We start from the raw sequence: 20536 nt of genomic DNA, 5'->3' as shown, positions 1-20536 counted from the left end.
AGGTCTCACCCGCACGGGTGAGAACACCCGAGCGGGTGACGACGGCCCCGCGCTCGGGCCCGCGCGGCGCGGGCCCGAGCGTTGCGCTCAGTTCACCCGGCGCTCGGCACCGGCCCAGAAGTCCTCGCGCAGCTTGAACTTCTGGATCTTGCCGGTTGCGGTGCGGGCCAGCTCGTCGCGGAACTCCACCCGCTTCGGCGCCTTGTACCCCGCGAGCCGGGCCTTGCAGTGGGCGATGATGTCGGCCTCGGTGGCCTGCTCCCCTTCGGCGAGCACCACGATCGCGGTCACCATCTCCCCCCACTTGTCGTCGGGGATCCCGATGACGGCGACCTCGGCCACCGCCGGATGGCTGAAGACGACGTCCTCCACCTCGATCGAGGAGACGTTCTCCCCACCGGTGATGATCACGTCCTTCTTGCGGTCGGAGATGATGACGTAGCCCTCGTCGTCGATGCTGCCGCCGTCCCCGGTGTGGAACCAGCCGCCCTCGAGCGCCTCCGCCGAGGCGTCGGGGTTCTCCCAGTAACCGGCCAGCACGGTGTTGCTGCGCGCCAGCACCTCACCGCTGTCGCTCACCGCCATCCGGGTCCCGATCGACGGCACGCCGGCGCGCGACAGCCGCTTGGCCCGCTCCTCGGGGTCCAGCCCGTCGTACTCGGCGCGCGGCCGGTTGATGGTGAGCAGCGGCGCGGTCTCGGTCAGGCCGTAGATCTGGTTGAACTCCCAGCCCAGCTCGGCCTCGACCCGGGCGATCGTCCGCGACGGCGGCGGCGCCCCGGCGACGATGATCCGCACCCGGTCGCGCCCGGGCACCTCGCCGTCCCAGTCGGCGGCGGCCTCCAGGACGGCGTTCCAGACCGCCGGGGCCCCGGCCATGATCGTCACACCGTGCTGCTCCACCCGGCGCAGGATCTCGGCGCCGTCGACCTTCCGCAGCACCACCTGGCGGGCGCCGACCCCGGCCATGGCGTACGGCAGGCCCCAGCCGTTGCAGTGGAACATCGGCAGGGTGTGCATGTAGACGTCACGGTCGCTGATCTGCATGTGCATGCCGAAGGTGACCGCGTTGACCCAGATGTTGCGGTGGGTCATCTGCACACCCTTGGGGCGGGCGGTGGTGCCGCTGGTGTAGTTGATCGTCGCCGTCGCGTCCTCGTCCGGCTCCGACCACGGCCGCGGCTCGCGGTCGAAGCGCAGCAGCTGCTCGTACTCCTCCCCCGTGCCGAACCGGTGCTCGGCGCGCACCCCCTTGAGCGACGTCTCCAGCTCCGGGTCGACCAGCAGCACCCGCGCACCGGAGTGCCCGACGATGTACTCGACCTCCTCGGGCTGCAGCCGGAAGTTGATCGGCACCGCGACCCGGCCCGACGACGGCACCGCCAGTAGCACCTCGAGCAGGCGGGCGGCGTTGTGGCTGACGATCGCCACCCGCTCCCCTTCGGCGATGCCCAGCCCGTCGAGCCCGGCCTGCAGGGCGCGGCCCCGCCGGGCCACCTCGCGGTAGGAGACCTCGCCCAGCGACGGCGCGGGCTGCGCCGGCTCGTCGACGATGCCGACGCGGTCGCCGTAGACCAGCTCGGCGCGGTCGAGGAAGTCGCGACTGGTGAGGGGCACGCGCATGCCGGCTCCCGGGGTGCAGGGCCGGAGCAGGCCGGCCGGTCCAACGTGGTCCCCGTCACGTTATCGGTCGGCAGGGAGGACGACGAGCGGTCGCCGTCGACGATCGGGCGACCTGATCGTGGAGCGTCCTCCCGCACCGTGCACCGTGAGGGAGGACGCCGTCAGCCGGCCGCGACCAGCCTCGGCATCGCCGTCCCGATCGGCTCGCGGACGACGAGATCGGCGACGTCGTCGTACGGCGTGGGCTCCGCGTTGACCACCACCACGCGGGCCCCGTGCCGCACGGCGACGTCGACCAGCCCCGCCGCCGGGTGCACCTGCAGCGAGGTCCCGACCGCGAGGAACACGTCGCAGTCACCGGCGGCCGCCACCGCGGCGTCGACCACCGCCGGCTCCAGCAGCTGCCCGAAGCTGATCGTCGCGGACTTCAGGATGCCGCCGCACGACCGGCAGGGCGGATCGGGCTCCCCCGCGGCCACCCGGTCCAGCGCCTCCTGCATCGTCGTGCCTTCGCGGCAGCCCAGGCACTCGACCTCGTGGACGGTGCCGTGGATCTCCACCACCCGGGCCGGGTCCGAGCCCGCCGCCTGGTGCAGCCCGTCGACGTTCTGGGTGACCAGGGTGCGCAACCGGCCCTGCCGCTCGAGGTCGACCAGCGCGGCGTGCCCGGCGTTGGGGCGCACGTCGAGCGCGCCCATGTCCCGCCGCATCAGCCAGGCCCGGCGCCGGATGTCGGGATCGGCCACGTAGTACGACAGCGTCACCAGCTTCTCCGCGTCCGGATCGCGCGTCCAGACGCCGTTCGGGCCCCGGTAGTCGGGGATGCCGCTGTCGGTGGAGATGCCCGCGCCGGTGAGGACGGTGATCCGGGAGGCGGCGGTCAGCCAGCCGGGCAGGGGTTCGGGGACGACGTCGGTCACGCCCGCAACGGTAGGGCCGCACGACCGGCGCCCGCGCGCACCAGCCGCCCGGCCGGGGGCGCCAGCAGCACGACGGCGCAGGCGTAGGCGGCCCCGAGGAGCGTGTCGACGACGTAGTGCTCCCCGGACCACACCAGGACCACCGGCATGAGCACGGCGTAGGCCACCAGGCCGGCCCGCTGCCAGGCGTGCTGGGCCGAGGACATCAGCACGACGCACATGAGGACGGCGAAGGCGGTGTGCAACGAGGGGACCGCGGCGACGAGGTTGACCTGCCCCTGGCCGGTGTCCAGCAGCACCCCGGCGCGGGGCAACCCGAGGACGGCCCAGCCGGCGCTGCTGATCCGCTCGACCGGCTCGATCACCCCCTGCTTGGCGGCCAGCCAGGGCGGGGCGGCCGGGTAGAGGACGTAGGTCACGAGCCCGGCGAGGGACAGCGCCACGACCAGGCGGGCGCAGCGCACCCAGCGCTCGCGGTCGCGCAGCCACAGCACCGCCAGGACCACGGGGGTGAGGACGAAGTGGCTGCTGTAGACCAGCGTCGCCAGGGCCTTCCACCAGTCGGCCTGCACGTGCTCCTGCAGCCACACGGTGGGCAGCACCCCGCCGGTCAGCCACCGGTCCGCGTCGGCCACCTCACGGACGTGCACCGGCATGCCGAGCCCGTCGGCCAGCCCCCGGGTCGCGTCGTACGCCAGCAGCACCGCAACCAGCGGCAGCCAGTCCACCAGCAGCCGCACCAGGCGGCGCCAGCCCTGGGTGACCGAGGTGACGGCCAGCCCGGCCAGCACCCAGCCCAGGAGGACCACGCGGTCGGTGGGCAGGCCGCGCACGGCGCAGGTGAGCACGAACGCCAGCAGCAGGCCCGCCCAGAGAACGGCGGCGACCAGGCGGGCGCGGCCCGAGGCCCCGGCGACCGCGGTCGTCGGCACCGCTGTCGGGGCCGCCGCGAGGGCGGGTGCTGCTGGGTCGACCGCGGTCATGGCGCGGCACGCTAATCGCGCGGACCGGCCGGGAGCAGGCGGCCGCGAACGGCACGCCGTCCGCCCGGGTTCGGTGGGGCCGCTGCGGCGGTAGCGGCGGGAGGGACGCAGTCGCGGCCCGTTCCCCCAGCAGCGGCCGCCGGTGTTTCGCCGACCGTGACGCGGGTCACGGGGTGAGGGAAGGGTCGCCTGACTCGGTGGTCCCGGCTACGAACTGGGATGATCGGGGGTGGTCAACGAAGCGCGATGAACCACGAGGGGTAGGCGCAGAGCAGTGGCAGCCAGCAAGGACAGCTTCGGAGCCCGGGCGACGCTCGACGTCGACGGCACCGAGTACGACATCTACCGGCTCGACGCGGTGGAGGGCGCGGAGAAGCTGCCCTTCAGCCTGAAGATCCTTCTCGAGAACCTGCTGCGCACCGAGGACGGCGCGGACATCACCGCCGACCACATCCGGGCGATCGCCAACTGGGACCCGTCGGCCGAGCCCGACCAGGAGATCCAGTTCACCCCGGCCCGCGTGGTCATGCAGGACTTCACCGGTGTCCCCTGCATCGTCGACCTCGCCACCATGCGCGAGGCGATGGCGGAGCTGGGCGGCGACCCGCAGAAGATCAACCCGCTCGCCCCGGCCGAGCTGGTCATCGACCACTCGGTGATCGCCGACATCTTCGGCACCGAGGACTCGTTCCAGCGCAACGTCGAGATCGAGTACGAGCGCAACGGCGAGCGCTACCAGTTCCTGCGCTGGGGCCAGGGCGCCTTCAGCGACTTCAAGGTCGTCCCCCCGGGCACCGGCATCGTCCACCAGGTCAACATCGAGCACCTGGCCCGGGTCGTCTTCCCGCGCCCCGAGGGCGACCGCGTCATCGCCTACCCCGACACCTGCGTCGGCACTGACTCGCACACCACGATGGTCAACGGCCTGGGCGTGCTGGGCTGGGGCGTCGGCGGCATCGAGGCCGAGGCCGCGATGCTCGGCCAGCCGGTCTCGATGCTCATCCCGCGCGTGGTCGGCTTCAAGCTCTCCGGCCAGCTCCCGGACGGCGCCACCGCCACCGACCTCGTGCTCACCATCACCGAGATGCTGCGCGAGCACGGTGTGGTCGGGAAGTTCGTCGAGTTCTACGGGGAGGGCGTCTCGGCGGTGCCGCTGGCCAACCGCGCCACGATCGGCAACATGAGCCCGGAGTTCGGCTCCACCGCGGCGATGTTCCCCATCGACCAGGAGACCATCACCTACCTGAAGCTGACCGGCCGCTCCGAGGAGCAGGTCAAGCTCGTCGAGGCCTACGCCAAGGAGCAGGGCCTCTGGCACGACCCGTCGCGCGAGCCGGCCTTCTCCGAGTACCTCGAGCTGGACCTCGCCACCGTCGTCCCGTCGATCGCCGGGCCCAAGCGCCCGCAGGACCGGGTGGCGATCACCGAGGCGAAGCCGGCGTTCCGCACGTCGCTGGCCGACTACGTGGCCGACGACGAGACGGGCGGCGAGGACCGCAAGCCCGGCGTTCCCGGTCACGAGCAGCCCTACGGCGTCGAGTCGGCGGCCGACGAGGCCTCGGCCGAGTCCTTCCCGGCCTCCGACCCGGTCAGCCCGTTCGCGCACGGCAACGGGGAGGCCGGCAAGCCGAACCACCAGGTCATCCCCGACCGCGTCCCGGACCGCCCGTCCAAGCCCACCCGGGTGGTCATGGAGGACGGCACGGAGACCTACGTCGACCACGGGCACGTCGTGATCGCCGCGATCACCTCGTGCACCAACACCTCCAACCCACAGGTGATGATCGGCGCCGCGCTGCTGGCGAAGAACGCCGTCGAGCGCGGGCTGACCAGCAAGCCGTGGGTGAAGACGACGCTGGCCCCCGGGTCCAAGGTCGTCATGGACTACTACGAGAAGGCCGAGCTCACCCCGTACCTGGAGAAGCTGGGCTTCTACCTGGTCGGCTACGGCTGCACGACCTGCATCGGCAACTCCGGCCCGCTCCCGGAGCCGGTGAGCCAGGCGGTCAACGAGGCCGACCTCGCCGTGGTCTCGGTGCTCTCGGGCAACCGGAACTTCGAGGGCCGGATCAACCCCGACGTCAAGATGAACTACCTGGCCTCGCCGCCGCTGGTCATCGCCTACGCCCTGGCCGGCTCCATGGACGTCGACCTGAACAACGACCCCCTGGGCACCGACGCCGACGGCAACGACGTCTTCCTGCGCGACATCTGGCCCTCCCCGCAGGAGGTCCAGCGGGTCATCGACCACGCGGTGTCCGCCGAGCAGTTCGGCCGCAGCTACGAGGACGTGTTCGCCGGCACCGAGCAGTGGCAGAACCTGCCCACCCCGACCGGCGACACCTTCGAGTGGGCCGAGGACAGCACCTACGTCCGGCGTCCTCCGTACTTCGACGGCATGCCGGCCGAGCCCGCCCCGGTCGAGGACATCGCCGGCGCGCGCACCCTGGCGGTGCTCGGTGACTCGGTGACCACCGACCACATCTCGCCGGCCGGTTCGATCAAGGCCGACTCCCCCGCCGGGAAGTACCTGCGCGAGCACGGTGTGGACCGCCGCGACTTCAACTCCTACGGCTCGCGCCGCGGGAACCACGAGGTGATGATCCGCGGCACGTTCGCCAACATCCGGCTGCGCAACCAGCTGGTGCCGGGCACCGAGGGTGGCGTCACCAAGAACCACCTGACCGGCGAGACGACGACGATCTACGACGCCTCCCGCGCCTACATCGACGCCGGCATCCCGCTGGTCGTGCTGGCCGGCAAGGAGTACGGCTCGGGCTCGTCGCGCGACTGGGCCGCCAAGGGCACCGCGCTGCTCGGCGTCAAGGCCGTCATCGCCGAGAGCTACGAGCGCATCCACCGCTCGAACCTCATCGGCATGGGCGTGCTGCCGCTGCAGTTCCCCGAGGGCCAGAACCGCGAGTCACTCGGCCTGACCGGCGACGAGGAGTTCACCATCACCGGGATCACCGCCCTCAACGACGGCGAGATCCCGCGCACGGTGAAGGTGAAGGCGGGGGACGTGGAGTTCGACGCCCGCGTCCGCATCGACACCCCCGGCGAGGCGAACTACTACCGCAACGGCGGGATCATGCAGTACGTCCTGCGCTCGCTGCGGGGCTCTGCCGCCTGATGGACCTGGGCCTGGGCGGTCGCGGATACCTGCTCACCGGCGCGAGCCGGGGGCTGGGGTTCGCGACCGCCCGGGCCCTCGTCGACGACGGGGCCCGGGTGCTGGTCAGCTCCCGCTCCGCCGACTCCGTCGACGCCGCCGTCTCCGCCCTGGGGACGGCGGCATCCGGCGTCCCGGCCGACCTCGCCGACCCGGACACCGCCGAGCACCTGGTCTCCTCGGCGCTCGAGCGGCTGGGGCGGGTCGACGGCGCGCTGATCTCCGTCGGCGGGCCGGCCCGGGGGCAGGTGCTGGAGACGACGGAGGCCGACTGGCGGGCCGGGGTGGAGAACGTCCTCCTCGGTCCGCTGCGGCTGGTCAGGGCGCTGGTCCCGCACCTGGCCGAGGGGGCGTGCATCGGGTTCGTCCTCTCCACGTCGGTCCGGCAGCCGATCGGCCACCTGGCCATCTCGAACGGCCTGCGCCCGGGTCTGGCCATGACGGCCAAGGCGCTGGCCGACGAACTCGGGCCGAAGGGGATCCGCGTGGTCGGGCTGATGCCGGGGACCATCGCCACCGACCGGATCACCGAGATCGAAGCGGCATCCCCGGATCCCGCCGCCATGCGGGCCCGGACCGAGGCCTCGATCCCCCTCCGCCGGGTCGGGCGACCGGAGGAGTTCGGCCGGGTGGCGGCGTTCGCCCTCTCCCCCGCCGCCTCCTACCTGACCGGGACGATGATCGCCGTCGACGGCGGCGTCACCCGCGCGCTGTGATCGCACCCGACCACCGCACATGTGTGCTCATCGGGCCATCCCCGGTCCGGACACCCCGATGAGCGCACAGTCGCAGGCGCCCGTCCTGGTGGCCTGCGCCCACGGCACCCGCAACCCCACCGGCCGCCGGCTGATCGCCGAGCTGGCGCTGGCCGCGCGCCGGCTTCGTCCCGGCCTGGTCACCACCGCGGCGTTCGTCGACGTGCAGCCCCCGACGGTCGTGGACGTGGTCGCCGAGCTGGCGGCCGCCGGTCGCCCCGCCGTCGTCGTCCCGCTGCTGCTCTCCGGCGGCTATCACGTGCACGTCGACATCGCCGGCGCCGTCGCCGCCGCGGAGTCCGCCGTCGCCGCCCGGCCGCTGGGGCCCGACCCCCGGCTGGCCGAGGTGCTGCTCGCCCGGCTGGTCGAGTCGGGCGCCGACCCGGCCGACCCGTCGACCGCGGTGGTCCTGGCCGCCGCCGGTTCCAGCGATCCCCGGTCGGTGGCCGACGTCGAGCGCACGGCCGCCCTCCTCCAGGCGTCGTGGGCCGGGCCAGTGACGACCGGCTACGGCTCCGCCGCGCAGCCACCGGTCCCCGACGCGGTGGCCGGCGCCCGGAAGGCCGGGGCGGAGCAGGTGGTCATCGCCTCCTACCTCCTCGCGCCGGGCCACTTCCACGACAAGCTGGCCGGGGCCGGCGCGGACGCGATCACGGCGCCCCTCCTGCCCGACGACCGCATCGCCGCCGTGCTCCTCGACCGCTACGACGCGGCGCTCCCGGACGGGCCCGGCCGGCCGATAGCCTGACGCCGGTGACGTCGCTGATCATTCTCGCCCTGTACCTGGTCGTCGTCGGCCTGTTCCTCCTGGCGATCTACGTGGTGGTGAACCGTGCGGTGCTGCACGCCCTCCGCACCCACGCCGACGAGCAGCGCGCGACCACCGGACCGAGCCCCGCCGGCCCGGGCGACTGAGCCCCGGCGTCTCCCCGTCTCCGGCTCGGGCCTGCCAGCCGAGGAACTGGTCACCGGCGACCACCGCCAGGACGAGCAGCGCCGCAGCCCCCACCGGCACGAGCGGTGTCCACCGGGATCGGGTGGTTGCGAGCCGGGCCAGCAGCACCGCGGGCAGCAGCCAGAGCACCCACAGCGGGAGCAGCGCGTACCTCGGGACGACCAGCCCGCTCGCCAGGTAGAAGTAGCCGACGACCACGTGGGCGGCGCCGGCCACCGCGGCCAGGAGGAGCGGCCCGGGGTCGCGTGGGGTCCCGGCCGGCACGACGGCAGTATGCCCCGCCGGGAGCCCCCTCCTCAGAAGTTGCCGCGGCGCTCCTGCTCGCGCTCGATCGCCTCGAAGAGCGCCTTGAAGTTGCCCTTGCCGAACCCGAGCGAGCCGTGCCGCTCGATGAGCTCGAAGAAGACTGTGGGCCGGTCACCGGTCGGCTTGGTGAAGATCTGCAGCAGGTAGCCGTCCTCGTCGCGGTCCACCAGGATGCCGCGCCGCTGCAGCTCCTCGATCGGCACCCGCACCGTCCCGATCCGCGCACGGAGCTCCGGATCCTCGTAGTAGGAGTCCGGCGTGGCCAGGAACTCCACACCCTCGGCGGTCATCGCGTCGACCGTGGCCAGGATGTCGTTGGTCGCCAGGGCGACGTGCTGCGCGCCAGGGCCCCGGTAGAACTCCAGGTACTCGTCGATCTGCGACTTCTTCCTCGCGATCGCCGGCTCGTTGAGCGGGAACTTGACCCGGTGGTTGCCGTTGGCGACCACCTTGCTCATCAGCGCGGAGTAGTCGGTCGCGATGTCGTCGCCGATGAACTCGGCCATGTTCGTGAACCCCATGACCCGGTTGTAGAAGTCCACCCACTGGTCCATCGCCCCGAGCTCGACGTTGCCGACGACGTGGTCGACGGCCTGGAACAGCCGCTTCGGCGCTCCGGGGCGCTTCACGAAGGACGACGTCCGCGCCACGTAACCGGGCAGGTAGGCCCCGGCGTAGCGGGACCGGTCGACCAGGGTGTGCCGGGTGTCGCCATAGGCCGCGAGGGACGCCAGGCGCACGGTGCCGTGCTCGTCGCTCACGTCGTGCGGCTCCTCGAGCACCGTGGCGCCCTGGGCCCGGGCGTGCGCGATGCAGCGGTCGACGTCGGGGACGGCGAGGGCGATGTCGACGATGCCGTCGCCGTGCAGACGGTGGTGGTCGGCCAGCGGGCTCGCCGGGTCGTAGGCCCCCTGGACGACGAACCGCGCGGCCCCCGAGGTGAGCACGAAGGCGTGGTGGTCCCGGTTCCCCGTCTCGGGGCCGGAGTAGGCGACCAGCTGCATGCCGAACGCCGACTGGAAGAAGTGCGCCGTCTGCACGGCGTTGCCCACGACCCACACCAGCCCGTCCCAGCCGGTGACCGGGAAGGGATCCCCGGAGGGGTCGTACTCCACCAGGCCGACCAGCTGCTGCAGCTGCGGCAGGTCCAGGCCTGCGAGCCGTTCCTCGTCGTTGAGCACCTGCTCGAGCGTCATCGCGCCTCCTCCTCGTCCGTTCGCGTGTCCCGTGTCCCGTGTCACACCACACCGACACGGCCCTGCTGCGCAAGCAAGCACCCTGCGACTGCGCTGGCTGCTCGCTCGGACTGGCTCTGGGCACCTCCGGCTGTGCAGACTGCACAGCTGATGACGTGAAGGAGGCACGATGAGCCGGCCCCGTGAACTGGACACCCTCGACGTCGCGCTGCTGGAGGCGCTGCACGACCACCCGCGCGCCGGGCTGCTGGAGATCGCCCGGGTCGTCGGCGTCGCGCGCGCCACGGCCACGGCGCGCTTACAGCGACTGGAAGCATCGGGGGTGGTCACCGGTTTCGGCCCGGACGTGGACGTGGCCGCCGCCGGGTTCGGCGTGCAGGCCTTCGTGACCCTCGAGATCGCACAGGGGGCGCTCGACGCGGTGCACCGGGACCTCGAGGCGATCCCCGGGATCCTCGAGGCCCACGCCACCACCGGCAGCGGCGACGTGATCTGCCGCGTGGCCGCCGCCTCCCACGAGGCGCTGCAGGAGATCCTGGTGCAGCTGAACCGCTCGGCCTCGGTCGTCCGGTCGACGAGCGTGGTGGCGCTGACCTGCCTGGTGCCCTGGCGCGCCCTGCCGCTGCTGCGCTCCGAGGCGGCGCCCGGGTCGGGGCGCTCGCCCAGCTACCGAGAGCCGGCCCGCGGCTGACCTACTGTGGGGCCGATGGACGGCGACGAACGGAGCGATGCGTCACCCGGGGCCGATCCCACCCCCGCACCTCCCACCCCTGCCGTGGACGAGGCCCGCGCCGAGGACGGCGCGGATGCCCAGGACGAGGCCGGCGCCGAGCGCCGGACCGGACCCGAGGACCGGGCCGACGCCCAGGCCGGAGATCGCGTCGAGGACGGGGCGGGGGCTGGGGACAGCCCGGCACCGGAGGGTCGTCCCGACGACGCGGCACCGCCCACCCCCGACGACGCGACCCCGCTGACCAGCGACGACGGCGCTCGTTCCGGAGCTACCTCAACCTCTACTGGAGATTCACTCCCGACGCGCTCGTGGAGCCGGCCGGTCGCCGTCGCGACCACCGCCGCCCTCGCCGTCGCACTCGGCTTCGCGCTCACCGTCCAGATCCGCAGCACGGCGGAGCCCGGCGACCAGGACGTGCGCCGGGAGGCCGACCTCGTGGTGATCCTGGACGAGCTCGGCGCCCGGGAGGCGACGCTGCGCCAGCAGATCGCAGAGACGCGGCAGACCCTCGAGGACCTGGGCAGCGGGCAGGAGGAGTCCGGCAGCGCACTGGCGGAGGCGCGGTCACGGGCGGAGGCCATCGGCATCCTGGCGGGCACGCTCCCGGCGAGAGGCCCCGGGGTGCGGCTGACCATCCAGGACCCCGGCGGCGCGGTCCCGACCTCGGTGATCCTCGGCGCCATCCAGGAGCTCCGCGGCGCCGGGGCGGAGGTGCTGCAGGTCGACGACGTGCGGGTCGTCGCGTCCAGCGCGGTGACCGGCTCCCCCGGCGCCCTGCGCATCGACGGGCAGCCGCTGACCGCCCCCTACGACTTCCTCGCGATCGGCCCGCCGGCCGCGATGGACGTCGCCCTCTCGGTGTCCGGCGGGGTGATCGCCGACGTCGCCCGCGCGGGCGGCAAGGCGCGGGTGGACCAGGAGGATCTCGTCTCCGTGGACGCCACCGTCGACTGACCCGCGGTCACTGCGGGATGAGCAGGCCCCGCAGTTCGTCGGTCAGCGCCTCCCGCGCCTCGGGGTGCTGAGGCCACGCCGCCGGGGTGACCTGGAACAGCGAGATGCGCCAGCGGCCGCGCCCGTCGTCGACGGCGATCATGGTGTGGACGGCGTTCAGCTCCGGATCGAGGTCGCCGGCACCCGCGGGGATCATGCCCGCGTGGGCGGTCAGCATCGCCACGCCCTCCCCGACCGGGCGGACCGAGCGGACGACCGCCACGTAGGCGGGCGTCTGCTGCGAGGTGAACACCTGCCGCAGGTCTGCCGCGATCGACAGCCGGCCCCGGTGGTGGCTGCCGTCGAACCCGATGATGTCGCCGTCGTCGGCGAACCCGGCCGCCACCGCCGCGCCGCTGCGCCGGTTCCAGCCGTCGATGAACTCCGCGTAGAGCGCCTGGATCTGAGCGTCCTGCGGGTGCGCTGCGGTCACGTCTCCTCCTCGCTGGCGTTCGTCGGCACGTCCCGACGCCTGCTGTGGTTCCGCGTGGCCGCGCCAGCCCGGCCACGTGTCCCGGGCTGCGGCCGCCTGGGACAGGAGTGACGCTAGTGGTCCGGGAGCCACTCCCGTTCGACGCTCGCCGCAGTGACCCGCCGTCAGATCGACCACCACCGGCACGCGCCCGAGCGCCTGCCACAGGGCGTGCACGAGCATGCGCGCAGAGCGATCGATCGCACTCGGATCCGGTCACCCGACGACGACGGACCGCGGCTCCTGCTGCGCGAACTGGGTGCGGTGCAGGTCGGCGTACCGGCCGTCGCGCGCCAGCAGCTCCTGGTGCGTGCCCGCCTCCACGATCCGACCCTCGTCGACGACGAGGATCTGGTCGGCGCTGCGGATCGTCGACAGCCGGTGCGCGATGACCAGCGACGTCCGGCCGGCCAGCGCGGTGTCGAGGGCGTGCTGCACCGCGGCCTCGGACTCGCTGTCCAGGTGTGCGGTCGCCTCGTCGAGGATCACGATGCCGGGCGCCTTCAGCAGCACGCGGGCGATGGCCAGCCGCTGCTTCTCCCCGCCCGAGAGGCGGTAGCCGCGGTCACCGACCACCGTCTCCAGCCCTTGGGGCAGCGAGCGCACCAGGTCGGCGATGCGGGCCCCGGTGAGCGCCTCCCACAGCTGCTCGTCGGTGGCCTCCGGCCGGGCGTAGCGCAGGTTGGCGCCGATGGTGTCGTGGAACAGGTGCGCGTCCTGGCTGACGACGCCGATCGCGTCGCGCAGGGAGGAGAGCGTCGCCCGCCGCACGTCCACGCCGCCGACGCGGACGGTGCCACCGGTCGCGTCGTACAGCCGCGGGACGAGGTGGGCGATCGTCGACTTCCCGGCCCCCGAGTGGCCGACCAGGGCGACCAGCTGGCCGGGGGCGACCCGGAAGGAGACGTCGTGGAGGACGTCGACCGGCCCCCCGTGCTCGGGCAGCGACACCTCCTCCAGCGACGGCAGCGAGACGTCGGCGCCGGCCGGGTAGCTGAAGGAGACGTGCTCGAACTCGATGGAGCGGTCCTCGGCCGGCACGGGCACGGCGTCGGGCGCCTCGCGGATCATCGGCGGGAGGTCGAGCACCTCGAAGACCCGGTCGAAGCTGACCATCGCGCTCATCACGTCGACCCGGACGTTGGCCAGCGCCGTCAGCGGCCCGTAGAGCCGGGACAGCAGCAGCGCCAGGGCGACGACCGCGCCGGGGCTCAGCGAGCCGGTGAACGCCAGCCAGCCGCCGAGGCCGTACACCAGCGCGGTCGCCAGGGCCGCCACGAGCGTCAGCGCGGTGAAGAAGGTGCGCCCGTACATGGCCGACAGGACGCCGATGTCGCGGACCCGGGCGGCCCGCCCGCGGAACGACTCGGCCTCGGCGGCGGGCCGGCCGAAGAGCTTCACCAGGAGCGCGCCGGCGACGTTGAAGCGCTCGGTCATCGTGGCGTTCATCGAGGCGTTGAGCGCGTAGGACTCCCGGGTGATCTCCTGCAGCCGGCGGCCGATGCGGCGCGCGGGCAGTACGAACAGCGGCACCAGCGCCAGCGACAGCAGCGTGATCTGCCACGAGAGCGTCAGCATGACGCCCGCGGTGAGCACCAGCCCGATGACGTTGGAGACCACGCCCGACAGGGTCGAGGTGAACGCCTGCTGCGCGCCGACGACGTCGTTGTTCAGCCGGCTGACCAGCGCGCCGGTCTGCGTGCGGGTGAAGAAGGCGACCGGCATCCGCTGGACGTGCTCGAAGACCCGGCTGCGCAGGTCGTAGATGACCCCCTCGCCGATGCGCGCGGAGTACCAGCGCGTGCCCAGGGAGATGGCGGCGTCGACGACCGCCAGGCCGGCGATGACCAGCGCGATCCGGACGATGCCGCCCGCGGTGCCCTCGAGGTCGGCGATCCGGTTGACGATGTCGCCGGCCAGCAGCGGCGTGACGACGCCGATGACCGACGACCCGACCACCAGCAGCAGGAAGAGGGTCAGCTCGCGCCGGTAGGGCCGGGCGATGCCGATGATGCGCCGGACGGTCCCCTTCGGCAGCTGCCGGGCGGTGACCGAGGGGTCGCGCTTGAACGACCGCATGGCGGCCATCGACGTCATGGGGCTGCTCATGTCCACCGCACCTCCCGACGCCCGCCGGTCGCGCCCCGGCGGCTCCTGCAACCGGGACGCGACCGCGCTTGTTCCTGGGAGTCCGTCAGCGACCGCCGGCCAGATCGTGCAGCCGCTGTACCTGGGCGGCGCGCTCGGCGGCGTCCTGGCTGGCGAAGTCGTTGCGGACGGCGGACCGCACCAGCGCGGCCGTCGCCCGGCTGGCCCCGACGGGCGGGGCCACCAGGGCCGCGGTCAGGTCGGCGACCGCTGCGTCCAGCTCCACCCGCGGCACCACCACGGTCGCCAGGCCGATCGCCTGCGCCTCGGCGGCGCCCACGGCCCGGCCGGTCATGCACAGCTCCAGCGCGCGCGAGTAGCCGACGAGCTCCACCAGCGTGCTGGTACCGGTCAGGTCCGGGACGAGGCCGAGGGTCACCTCGGGCAACCGGAGCTGCGCGTCGTCGGTGAACACCCGCAGGTCGCAGGCGAGCGCGAGCTGGGCGCCGGCGCCGATGGCGTGGCCCTGCACCGCGGCGACCGAGACGATCCCCGGCGAGCGGAGCCAGCGGAAGCCGGCCTGGTAGGACCGGATCCGCTCCTGCGCCTCCTCCACCGGCAACCGGACGAGCTCGCCGAGCCCCCCGCCGGTGGTGGAGCCGGTGTCGAACATGCTGCGGTCCAGGCCCGCCGAGAAGGCCCGTCCCGAGCCGCGCACGACGACGACGCGGACGTCCTCGTCGAGCGCGGCCCCGACGTCGGCCAGCGCCGACCAGGTCTCCGGCGTCTGCGCGTTCAGCTGGTCCGGGCGGTCCAGCGTGACCGTGAGGACGGCGCCCTCACGGCTCGTCCGCACCCAGCCGGGCGTGGCGGCGGAACTGGTGGGGTCTGGTGCTGTGCCTACTGGTTCGTTCGCGGGCTCACTCACTCTTCTTACTATTCCGGTTGGCCCCACCGCGGCTGCGCAGCGAGGCCCCGGACTCCGACAGCAGGCGGTGCACGAACCCGTAGGACCGGTTCGTCGAGGTGGCCAGCGACCGGATGCTCTCGCCCTCGTCGTAGCGCTTGCGCAGCTCGTCGGCGAGCGTCGACCGGTCCCCGCCGGTGATCCGCTTGCCCTTGCCGAGGTCGGACGTGCTGGTGTCGGCCATGGCTCCCCTCCGTGTCGGCCACCGGTCTCCCGGCGCCGGCAGTGCCGGCTCGCGCGGCGGCCCGTGTGTTGGCTGTCGCCGTGGTGCCGCCGTCCCGTCGACCACGGCTCCCGCCACCCCATGATCACCCACACCCCAGGTGTCGGCCAGGTGAACCTGTGTCGTCCCGAGCGGGGCCCGGAGGGTTCCCGAGGGACGGTGCGGACGGGGGCACCCGGAGAGCGACGGCACCTGGTCGCGGTGCCAGCGGGAGCCGCCCCGCGAGGCGGCGCGAGGAGCGGGGGCCGGAGGTCCCCCGACGAGCGCCGGGGACTCGCTCGTCGCAGCGGGGGACGGCGCGTGGCCGCGGTGTCGGCCGGAGGCCGACGATCTGCTACGCGAGCTCGACCAGGTCGGCGAAGTCCTCGCTCCAGGTGTCCTCGGTGCCGTCGGGCAGCAGGATCACCTTGTCGGGGTTCAGCGCCCGCACCGCGCCCTCGTCGTGGGTGACCAGCACGATCGCCCCGGCGTACGTGCGCAGCGCGTCGAGCACCTGCTCGCGACTGGCCGGGTCGAGGTTGTTGGTCGGCTCGTCGAGCAGCAGCACGTTCGAGCCGGAGACGACGAGCGTCGCCATCGCCAGCCGGGTCCGCTCACCGCCGGAGAGCGTGCCGGTGCGCTGGTCGACCGTCTCCCCCGAGAACAGGAAGGCGCCGAGGATGCGGCGCAGCTCGGTGTCCGTGCTGTCCGGCGCCGCGGAGCGCATGTTCTCCAGCAGCGTCCGGTCCATGTCAAGGGTCTCGTGCTCCTGCGCGTAGTAACCGACGCGCAGCCCGTGCCCGGCCTTGACCTCGCCGGTGTCGGGCACCTCGGTGCCGGCCAGCATCCGCAGCAGCGTGGTCTTGCCCGCGCCGTTGAGCCCCAGCACGACCACGCGGGTGCCGCGGTCCACCGCCAGGTCGACGTCGGTGAAGATCTCCAGCGAGCCGTAGCTCTTGGACAGCCCCTCGGCGGTGAGCGGCGTCTTCCCGCACGCGGCCGGCGTCGGGAAGCGCAGCTTCGCGACCTTGTCCTGCACCCGCACGTCGGCCAGGCCGGCGGCCAGCCGCTCGGCGCGCTTGTCCATGCTCTTGGCGGCCTTGGCCTTCGTCGCCTTGGCGCGCATCTTGTCGGCCTGCGCGTTGAGGGTGTCGATCTTCCGCTCGGTGTTGGCCCGCTCCTGCTTGCGCCGGCGCTCGTCGGTCTCCCGCTGGGCAAGGTAGGGCTTCCAGCCGAGGTTGTAGACGTCGACCGTCGCCCGGTTGGCGTCCAGGTGCCACACCTTGTTGACGACGGCGTCGAGCAGCTCGACGTCGTGGCTGATGACGATCAGTCCACCCCGGTGGCTGGAGAGGAACCCCTTGAGCCAGGTGATCGAGTCGCCGTCGAGGTGGTTGGTGGGCTCGTCGAGCAGCAGCGTCTCGGCGTCGGAGAAGAGGATCCGGGCCAGCTCCACGCGCCGGCGCTGGCCACCGGAGAGGGTGCGCAGCGGCTGGGCCAGCACCCGGTCGGGCAGGCCCAGGTTGGTGCAGATGCGCGCCGCGTCGCTCTCCGCGGCGTAGCCCCCCAGGGCGGCGAACTGGTCCTCGAGGCGCCCGTACCGGCGGACGGCCTTGTCCTGCTCGGCGTCGTCGGCCGGCTCGGCCATCGCGACCTGCGCCTTCACCATCTGGTTGCGCAGGACGTCGAGCCCGCGGCCGGAGAGCACCCGGTCGCTGGCGGTGATGTCGAGATCACCGCTGCGCGGGTCCTGCGGCAGGTAGCCGATCTCGCCGCTGACCTCGACCTTCCCGGCGTGCGGGAGCCGCTCACCGGCCAGGGTGGTCAGGGTGGTGGTCTTGCCCGCGCCGTTGCGCCCGACCAGGCCGATGCGGTCACCGGGCTGCACGCGCAGGTTGGCCTCGCTGATGAGGATGCGGGCGCCGGCGCGCAGCTCCAGGCCGGTCGTCGTGATCACTGCTCCCAGTGTAGGACCCCCGCGCAGCGGCCGGGCCTCGTCACGGCCCACCCCCGTCGGCTGCGGTGGTCGGGACCGGGACTTGCGCCTAGGTTCGGCAAAAAGGCTGCTGCACCCGCCCGCCCCCGCACCCCGATCCGAGACAGGGCAGACGACAGCCCCTTCCGCAGGGACCGCCATGACCGCTACTCCCCCACGCCGCCCGCGCGCCCTGCCGGCGGTCCTGCTGGCGACGCTGCTCGCGCTGGCGGCCTGCACCGGTGACGGGGAGGAACCGCCGACCGGCGCCGCCCCGGGAACGGGGGGCGGCTCCGGGGCGGTGACCAGCCTCACCGACGCCACCGGGGTCGTCGAGGTCCTCGAGGCCAGCGTGGTCACGATCCTCTCCGGTCCCGGCCTGGGGAGCGGCGTGGTCTACAGCGACGAGGGGCTGATCGTCACCAACGCCCACGTCGTCGCCGACCAGCAGGAGGTGGAGATCGCCTTCGCCGACGGCCGGCGCGGCCGGGCCGCCGTCCTGGCCGCCGACCCGGTCTCCGATCTCGCGCTGCTCCGCGCCGACCGCGACGACCTGCCCGCCGCCACGTTCCAGGAGGAGCTGCCCGCGCCCGGGGAACCGGCCGTGGCGATCGGCAGCCCGCTGGGCTTCGAGAACACGATCACCACCGGGGTGATCTCCGGGCTCCACCGCGACATCCCCGCCGGGACCAGCGGCGCGCAGCTGCCGCTGGTCGACCTGATCCAGACCGACGCGGCGATCAGCCCGGGGAGCAGCGGCGGGGCCCTGGCCAACGCCGACGGCGAGGTCGTCGGGATCAACGAGGCCTACCTGCCGCCCTCGACCGGTGCGGTGGCGCTCGGGTTCGCCATCCCTGCCGCGACCGTCGTGGACGTGGTGGAGCAGCTGCTCGAGGACGGGACCGTGAGCCACGCCTTCGCCGGCCTGGTCCCGGTCACGCTCACCGAGCGGATCGCCGAGCAGCTCGGGACCCCGCGGACCAGCGGCGTGGTCGTCGCCGAGGTCGCCCCCGACGGGCCGGCGGCCGCGGCCCGGCTGAGCCCCGGGGACGTCCTCACCGAGGCGGACGGCGAACCCCTGCGCGGCGCCGAGGAGTTCGTCTCCGTCGTCCGGGCCCACGACCCCGGTGACACCCTGGAGCTGTCCGTGGTGCGCGGCGACGGCTCGACCGAGACGGTGTCCCTGACCCTGGCGGAGCGGCAGCCCGCGGGTTGACGGGCTGCCCGGCACGGGCACAGCTCCACGGTGGGACGGCACCCGGGCGGAGGGAGGAGGCGGCCATGACGCGGCCGGTCGGCACGTCCCCGCTCGCCTACCGCGCCCGCCCCCCGCAGGTGCTGCTGGGCGTCGGGGCGGTCCTCCTGGTGACCGCCGGCGCCGCGGTGGCCTCGGCCTCCGGCGGCTGGGCGGTGCGCGGGCTGCTCCTGGCGCTCGCCGCGGCCGCCGCCGCCGGCTCGGTCCGCGCCGCCCGCGAGCGCCTGCGCAGCTCCGAGGAGAGCCTGGCGGCCACTGCCGCGGGATTGTCGCTGGCCGCCCTCGCACCGGCCGGCGGCGTCCTCGCGCCGTCCACCGCGGTCGGCGGGGGGCTGACCGCGGCGTTCCTGGCGCTGCGGTTCCTCGCCCCGTCCACGGCGGCCTGGCCGGTGGCGGCCTGGGCCACGCTGCAGCTGGCCGTGCTCGGGGCCCTCGGCGGCCTCGCCGACGGCCCGCGCACCGACGCCTGTCTCACCGTGGCGCTGGTGGGCCTGGGGACCGCCGCCGCCGCCCGTCCCGCCGTGGCGCGGATCGCGCTGGTCACCACCGCCCCGTGGTGGCTGTTCGGCGTGGTCGCCGGAACCACCGAGGTCTGGCACGCCGCCGGGACGCGGCAGTGGCTCACCGCCGCGCTCGTCGTCGGGGCCGCGGGCGGCCTGCTCCTCGCCCGGCTCCGCGCTCCGCTGGAGCGCCTCCTCGGACCGCCCCGGGCGGTTCCCGTCGTCGCCGGTGCGGTGGCCGGAGCGGCGGTCGCGAGTGCGTTCTCCTCGTGGGGCGTCGTAGCCACCACGCTCACCGCCTACGGCGGGGTGGTCACCGCGAACCTCGCCGCATCCACGCTGCACGGCTGGCGGCGAGACCTGCTGCTGCCCGCGGCGGTGGCCGGTGGCGTCGTGACCGCGGTGCTGTGCGTGCTGCGCCTGGTGGCCGGGGAGGCGTGGGCGGCCCTGTCGGTCCTGCTGCTGCTGACCGCGCTGCCGACGGCGCTCGTCGCCGTCCGTCGCGGGGACGACCGCCCGGTCGCCCTGCCCACCACCGTCGGGTGCCTGGCCGGCTCGGTGCTGCTGGCCCTGCCGGCCGATGCGCTGACCGCGCCGGTGGCCGCCGTTCTGCTCACCGCCCTCTACGGGGTGGCGATGACGGTCGGCGCCGGGCTGGCGGCCGCTAGCCGCCGGCCCACGGTTCGGGTGGCCGCGGTGTGCGCGGGGGCGGCGGTGCTCGTGCCGCTGGCGGCCGGCGACCGGCCGGTCCTGGCCGCCCACCTGGCGGCCCAGGGGCTGTTCACCCTGTGGTGGGCCTGGCGGACCGGGCGGCGCCCGGAGCCGGTGCACCCCACTGCGGTGCCCGTGCCGGCCGGGACCGGGGGCACCTCGCCCACCGGGGACGATCCGCCGGCGCGCACGCTGGTGGCCTGGCGGGTCGGGGCCGGGCAGCTGGTCGCCGCGGTCTGGGTGGCCGCAGGTGCTGCGGACCTCTCCGCCGTGGAGTGGTACTCGCTGTCGGCGGCCGCCGGGTTGCTGCTGGCGGCGGGGCCGCGGCTGACCCACGGCCGCTCGTGGCCGGCATGGGGCCCCGGCCTCCTGGCCGCCGTGGTGCCCTCGACGGCGATCGCCGTGGTCGCGCCGGACGGGTCGCGCGCGGTCGGGGTGCTCGTCGCCGCGGCAGCACTCATGGTCCTCGGCGCCCGCAGCGGGGTGCGCACGCCGCTGACCGTGGGCGCCGGCGCCGCGCTCGCCGTCGCGGTCGGCCTCGCGGTGCCGGCGCTGCCCTGGCCCCTGGGGATGGCCCTCGCCGTGGGCAGCTTCCTGCTCGCGGTGGGATCCCTGCGCGAACGGCACCCCGTGCCGTTCTTCGCGACCCGTCTCACCGACCTCCGGTGACGAACGGGCGGCCCCTTCGCAGGGGCCCGCCCCGAGCGTGCGAGAGGTGGGGGGCGAAGGG

Annotated in this window: 17 protein-coding genes; 8 read left to right on the top strand and 9 right to left on the bottom strand. The window is 74.0% G+C overall.

The features are described from left to right. Positions 1–87: 87 nt before the first annotated feature. From ACI8AP_RS16050 to ACI8AP_RS16040, 3 genes are all read right to left on the bottom strand, one after another. Positions 88–1623: an AMP-binding protein gene (locus tag ACI8AP_RS16050; protein WP_456590362.1), complete on the bottom strand. Its 1536-nt coding sequence runs from the start codon at positions 1621–1623 to the stop codon at positions 88–90. A 161-nt stretch (positions 1624–1784) separates the two neighbouring features. Continuing rightward, a complete protein-coding gene (locus ACI8AP_RS16045) occupies positions 1785–2543 on the bottom strand; it encodes an SIR2 family NAD-dependent protein deacylase (protein WP_456590361.1) in 759 nt (252 codons plus the stop codon). Continuing rightward, a complete protein-coding gene (locus tag ACI8AP_RS16040; protein ID WP_456590360.1) occupies positions 2540–3526 on the bottom strand; it encodes a phosphatase PAP2 family protein in 987 nt (328 codons plus the stop codon). The genes ACI8AP_RS16045 and ACI8AP_RS16040 overlap by 4 nt, the downstream gene beginning before the upstream one ends. Positions 3527–3800: 274 nt before the next feature. On the opposite strand from ACI8AP_RS16040, the gene ACI8AP_RS16035 reads away from it, so the two are divergent. The 4 genes from ACI8AP_RS16035 to ACI8AP_RS16020 are packed head-to-tail and all read left to right on the top strand — an operon-like array spanning position 3801 to position 8368. After that, the gene (locus ACI8AP_RS16035; RefSeq protein ID WP_456590359.1) at positions 3801–6659 is read left to right on the top strand and encodes an aconitate hydratase; all 2859 of its coding nucleotides are present in this window, start codon (positions 3801–3803) and stop codon (positions 6657–6659) included. Beyond that, positions 6659–7414, top strand: a complete 756-nt coding sequence (locus tag ACI8AP_RS16030) for an SDR family oxidoreductase (RefSeq protein WP_456590358.1) — start codon at positions 6659–6661, stop codon at positions 7412–7414. The genes ACI8AP_RS16035 and ACI8AP_RS16030 overlap by 1 nt, the downstream gene beginning before the upstream one ends. A gap of 58 nt (positions 7415–7472) precedes the next feature. Then, the gene (locus ACI8AP_RS16025) at positions 7473–8201 is read left to right on the top strand and encodes a sirohydrochlorin chelatase (protein WP_456590357.1); all 729 of its coding nucleotides are present in this window, start codon (positions 7473–7475) and stop codon (positions 8199–8201) included. A 5-nt stretch (positions 8202–8206) separates the two neighbouring features. After that, a complete protein-coding gene (locus ACI8AP_RS16020; protein ID WP_456590356.1) occupies positions 8207–8368 on the top strand; it encodes a hypothetical protein in 162 nt (53 codons plus the stop codon). Between the two features lie 336 nt (positions 8369–8704). Here ACI8AP_RS16020 and hppD read toward each other — a convergent pair whose 3' ends face one another. Beyond that, on the bottom strand, positions 8705–9910 hold the full coding sequence (gene hppD, locus ACI8AP_RS16015) for a 4-hydroxyphenylpyruvate dioxygenase (RefSeq protein WP_456590355.1): 1206 nt from the start codon (positions 9908–9910) through the stop codon (positions 8705–8707). A 169-nt stretch (positions 9911–10079) separates the two neighbouring features. Between hppD and ACI8AP_RS16010 the strand changes: the two genes are divergently transcribed. Together ACI8AP_RS16010 and ACI8AP_RS16005 are read left to right on the top strand one after the other, a co-directional pair. Beyond that, a complete protein-coding gene (locus ACI8AP_RS16010; RefSeq protein WP_456590354.1) occupies positions 10080–10601 on the top strand; it encodes an Lrp/AsnC family transcriptional regulator in 522 nt (173 codons plus the stop codon). Positions 10602–10616: 15 nt separating this feature from the next. Then, the gene (locus ACI8AP_RS16005) at positions 10617–11597 is read left to right on the top strand and encodes a DUF881 domain-containing protein (protein WP_456590353.1); all 981 of its coding nucleotides are present in this window, start codon (positions 10617–10619) and stop codon (positions 11595–11597) included. Between the two features lie 7 nt (positions 11598–11604). Here the strand turns inward: ACI8AP_RS16005 and ACI8AP_RS16000 are convergent, their stop codons facing one another. The 5 genes from ACI8AP_RS16000 to ACI8AP_RS15980 form a co-directional block, all read right to left on the bottom strand. After that, complete coding sequence (locus ACI8AP_RS16000) at positions 11605–12069, bottom strand: SgcJ/EcaC family oxidoreductase (RefSeq protein WP_456590352.1); 465 nt, start codon at positions 12067–12069, stop codon at positions 11605–11607. Between the two features lie 255 nt (positions 12070–12324). Beyond that, positions 12325–14217, bottom strand: coding sequence for an ABC transporter ATP-binding protein (locus ACI8AP_RS15995; protein ID WP_456590351.1), 1893 nt, complete (start codon positions 14215–14217; stop codon positions 12325–12327). 85 nt (positions 14218–14302) lie between these two features. Further along, positions 14303–15052, bottom strand: a complete 750-nt coding sequence (locus ACI8AP_RS15990; protein WP_456590350.1) for an enoyl-CoA hydratase/isomerase family protein — start codon at positions 15050–15052, stop codon at positions 14303–14305. A gap of 64 nt (positions 15053–15116) precedes the next feature. Beyond that, a complete protein-coding gene (locus tag ACI8AP_RS15985; protein WP_269193646.1) occupies positions 15117–15347 on the bottom strand; it encodes a helix-turn-helix domain-containing protein in 231 nt (76 codons plus the stop codon). Between the two features lie 373 nt (positions 15348–15720). Beyond that, on the bottom strand, positions 15721–17322 hold the full coding sequence (locus tag ACI8AP_RS15980; protein WP_456590349.1) for an ABC-F family ATP-binding cassette domain-containing protein: 1602 nt from the start codon (positions 17320–17322) through the stop codon (positions 15721–15723). Between the two features lie 178 nt (positions 17323–17500). Between ACI8AP_RS15980 and ACI8AP_RS15975 the strand changes: the two genes are divergently transcribed. Continuing rightward, complete coding sequence (locus ACI8AP_RS15975; protein ID WP_456590348.1) at positions 17501–18556, top strand: S1C family serine protease; 1056 nt, start codon at positions 17501–17503, stop codon at positions 18554–18556. A 65-nt stretch (positions 18557–18621) separates the two neighbouring features. Continuing rightward, the gene (locus tag ACI8AP_RS15970; protein ID WP_456590347.1) at positions 18622–20475 is read left to right on the top strand and encodes an SCO7613 C-terminal domain-containing membrane protein; all 1854 of its coding nucleotides are present in this window, start codon (positions 18622–18624) and stop codon (positions 20473–20475) included. Positions 20476–20536: the final 61 nt, after the last annotated feature.

It is taken from the genome of Blastococcus sp. SYSU DS1021 (assembly GCF_054050995.1).
The sequence above is the reverse complement of the archived record's forward strand: the minus strand, read 5'-3'. Positions and strand labels throughout refer to the sequence as shown.

What these genes read in the sequence shown, in the direction of transcription:
- ACI8AP_RS16050 (WP_456590362.1), bottom strand. Translation starts at nt 1,623, where the DNA reads ATGCGCGTGCCCCTCACCAGTCGCGACTTCCTCGACCGCGCCGAGCTG.
- ACI8AP_RS16040 (WP_456590360.1), bottom strand. Translation starts at nt 3,526, where the DNA reads ATGACCGCGGTCGACCCAGCAGCACCCGCCCTCGCGGCGGCCCCGACA.
- ACI8AP_RS16030 (WP_456590358.1), top strand. Translation starts at nt 6,659, where the DNA reads ATGGACCTGGGCCTGGGCGGTCGCGGATACCTGCTCACCGGCGCGAGC.
- ACI8AP_RS16025 (WP_456590357.1), top strand. Translation starts at nt 7,473, where the DNA reads ATGAGCGCACAGTCGCAGGCGCCCGTCCTGGTGGCCTGCGCCCACGGC.
- hppD (WP_456590355.1), bottom strand. Translation starts at nt 9,910, where the DNA reads ATGACGCTCGAGCAGGTGCTCAACGACGAGGAACGGCTCGCAGGCCTG.
- ACI8AP_RS16010 (WP_456590354.1), top strand. Translation starts at nt 10,080, where the DNA reads ATGAGCCGGCCCCGTGAACTGGACACCCTCGACGTCGCGCTGCTGGAG.
- ACI8AP_RS16005 (WP_456590353.1), top strand. Translation starts at nt 10,617, where the DNA reads ATGGACGGCGACGAACGGAGCGATGCGTCACCCGGGGCCGATCCCACC.
- ACI8AP_RS15995 (WP_456590351.1), bottom strand. Translation starts at nt 14,217, where the DNA reads ATGAGCAGCCCCATGACGTCGATGGCCGCCATGCGGTCGTTCAAGCGC.
- ACI8AP_RS15985 (WP_269193646.1), bottom strand. Translation starts at nt 15,347, where the DNA reads ATGGCCGACACCAGCACGTCCGACCTCGGCAAGGGCAAGCGGATCACC.
- ACI8AP_RS15975 (WP_456590348.1), top strand. Translation starts at nt 17,501, where the DNA reads ATGACCGCTACTCCCCCACGCCGCCCGCGCGCCCTGCCGGCGGTCCTG.
- ACI8AP_RS15970 (WP_456590347.1), top strand. Translation starts at nt 18,622, where the DNA reads ATGACGCGGCCGGTCGGCACGTCCCCGCTCGCCTACCGCGCCCGCCCC.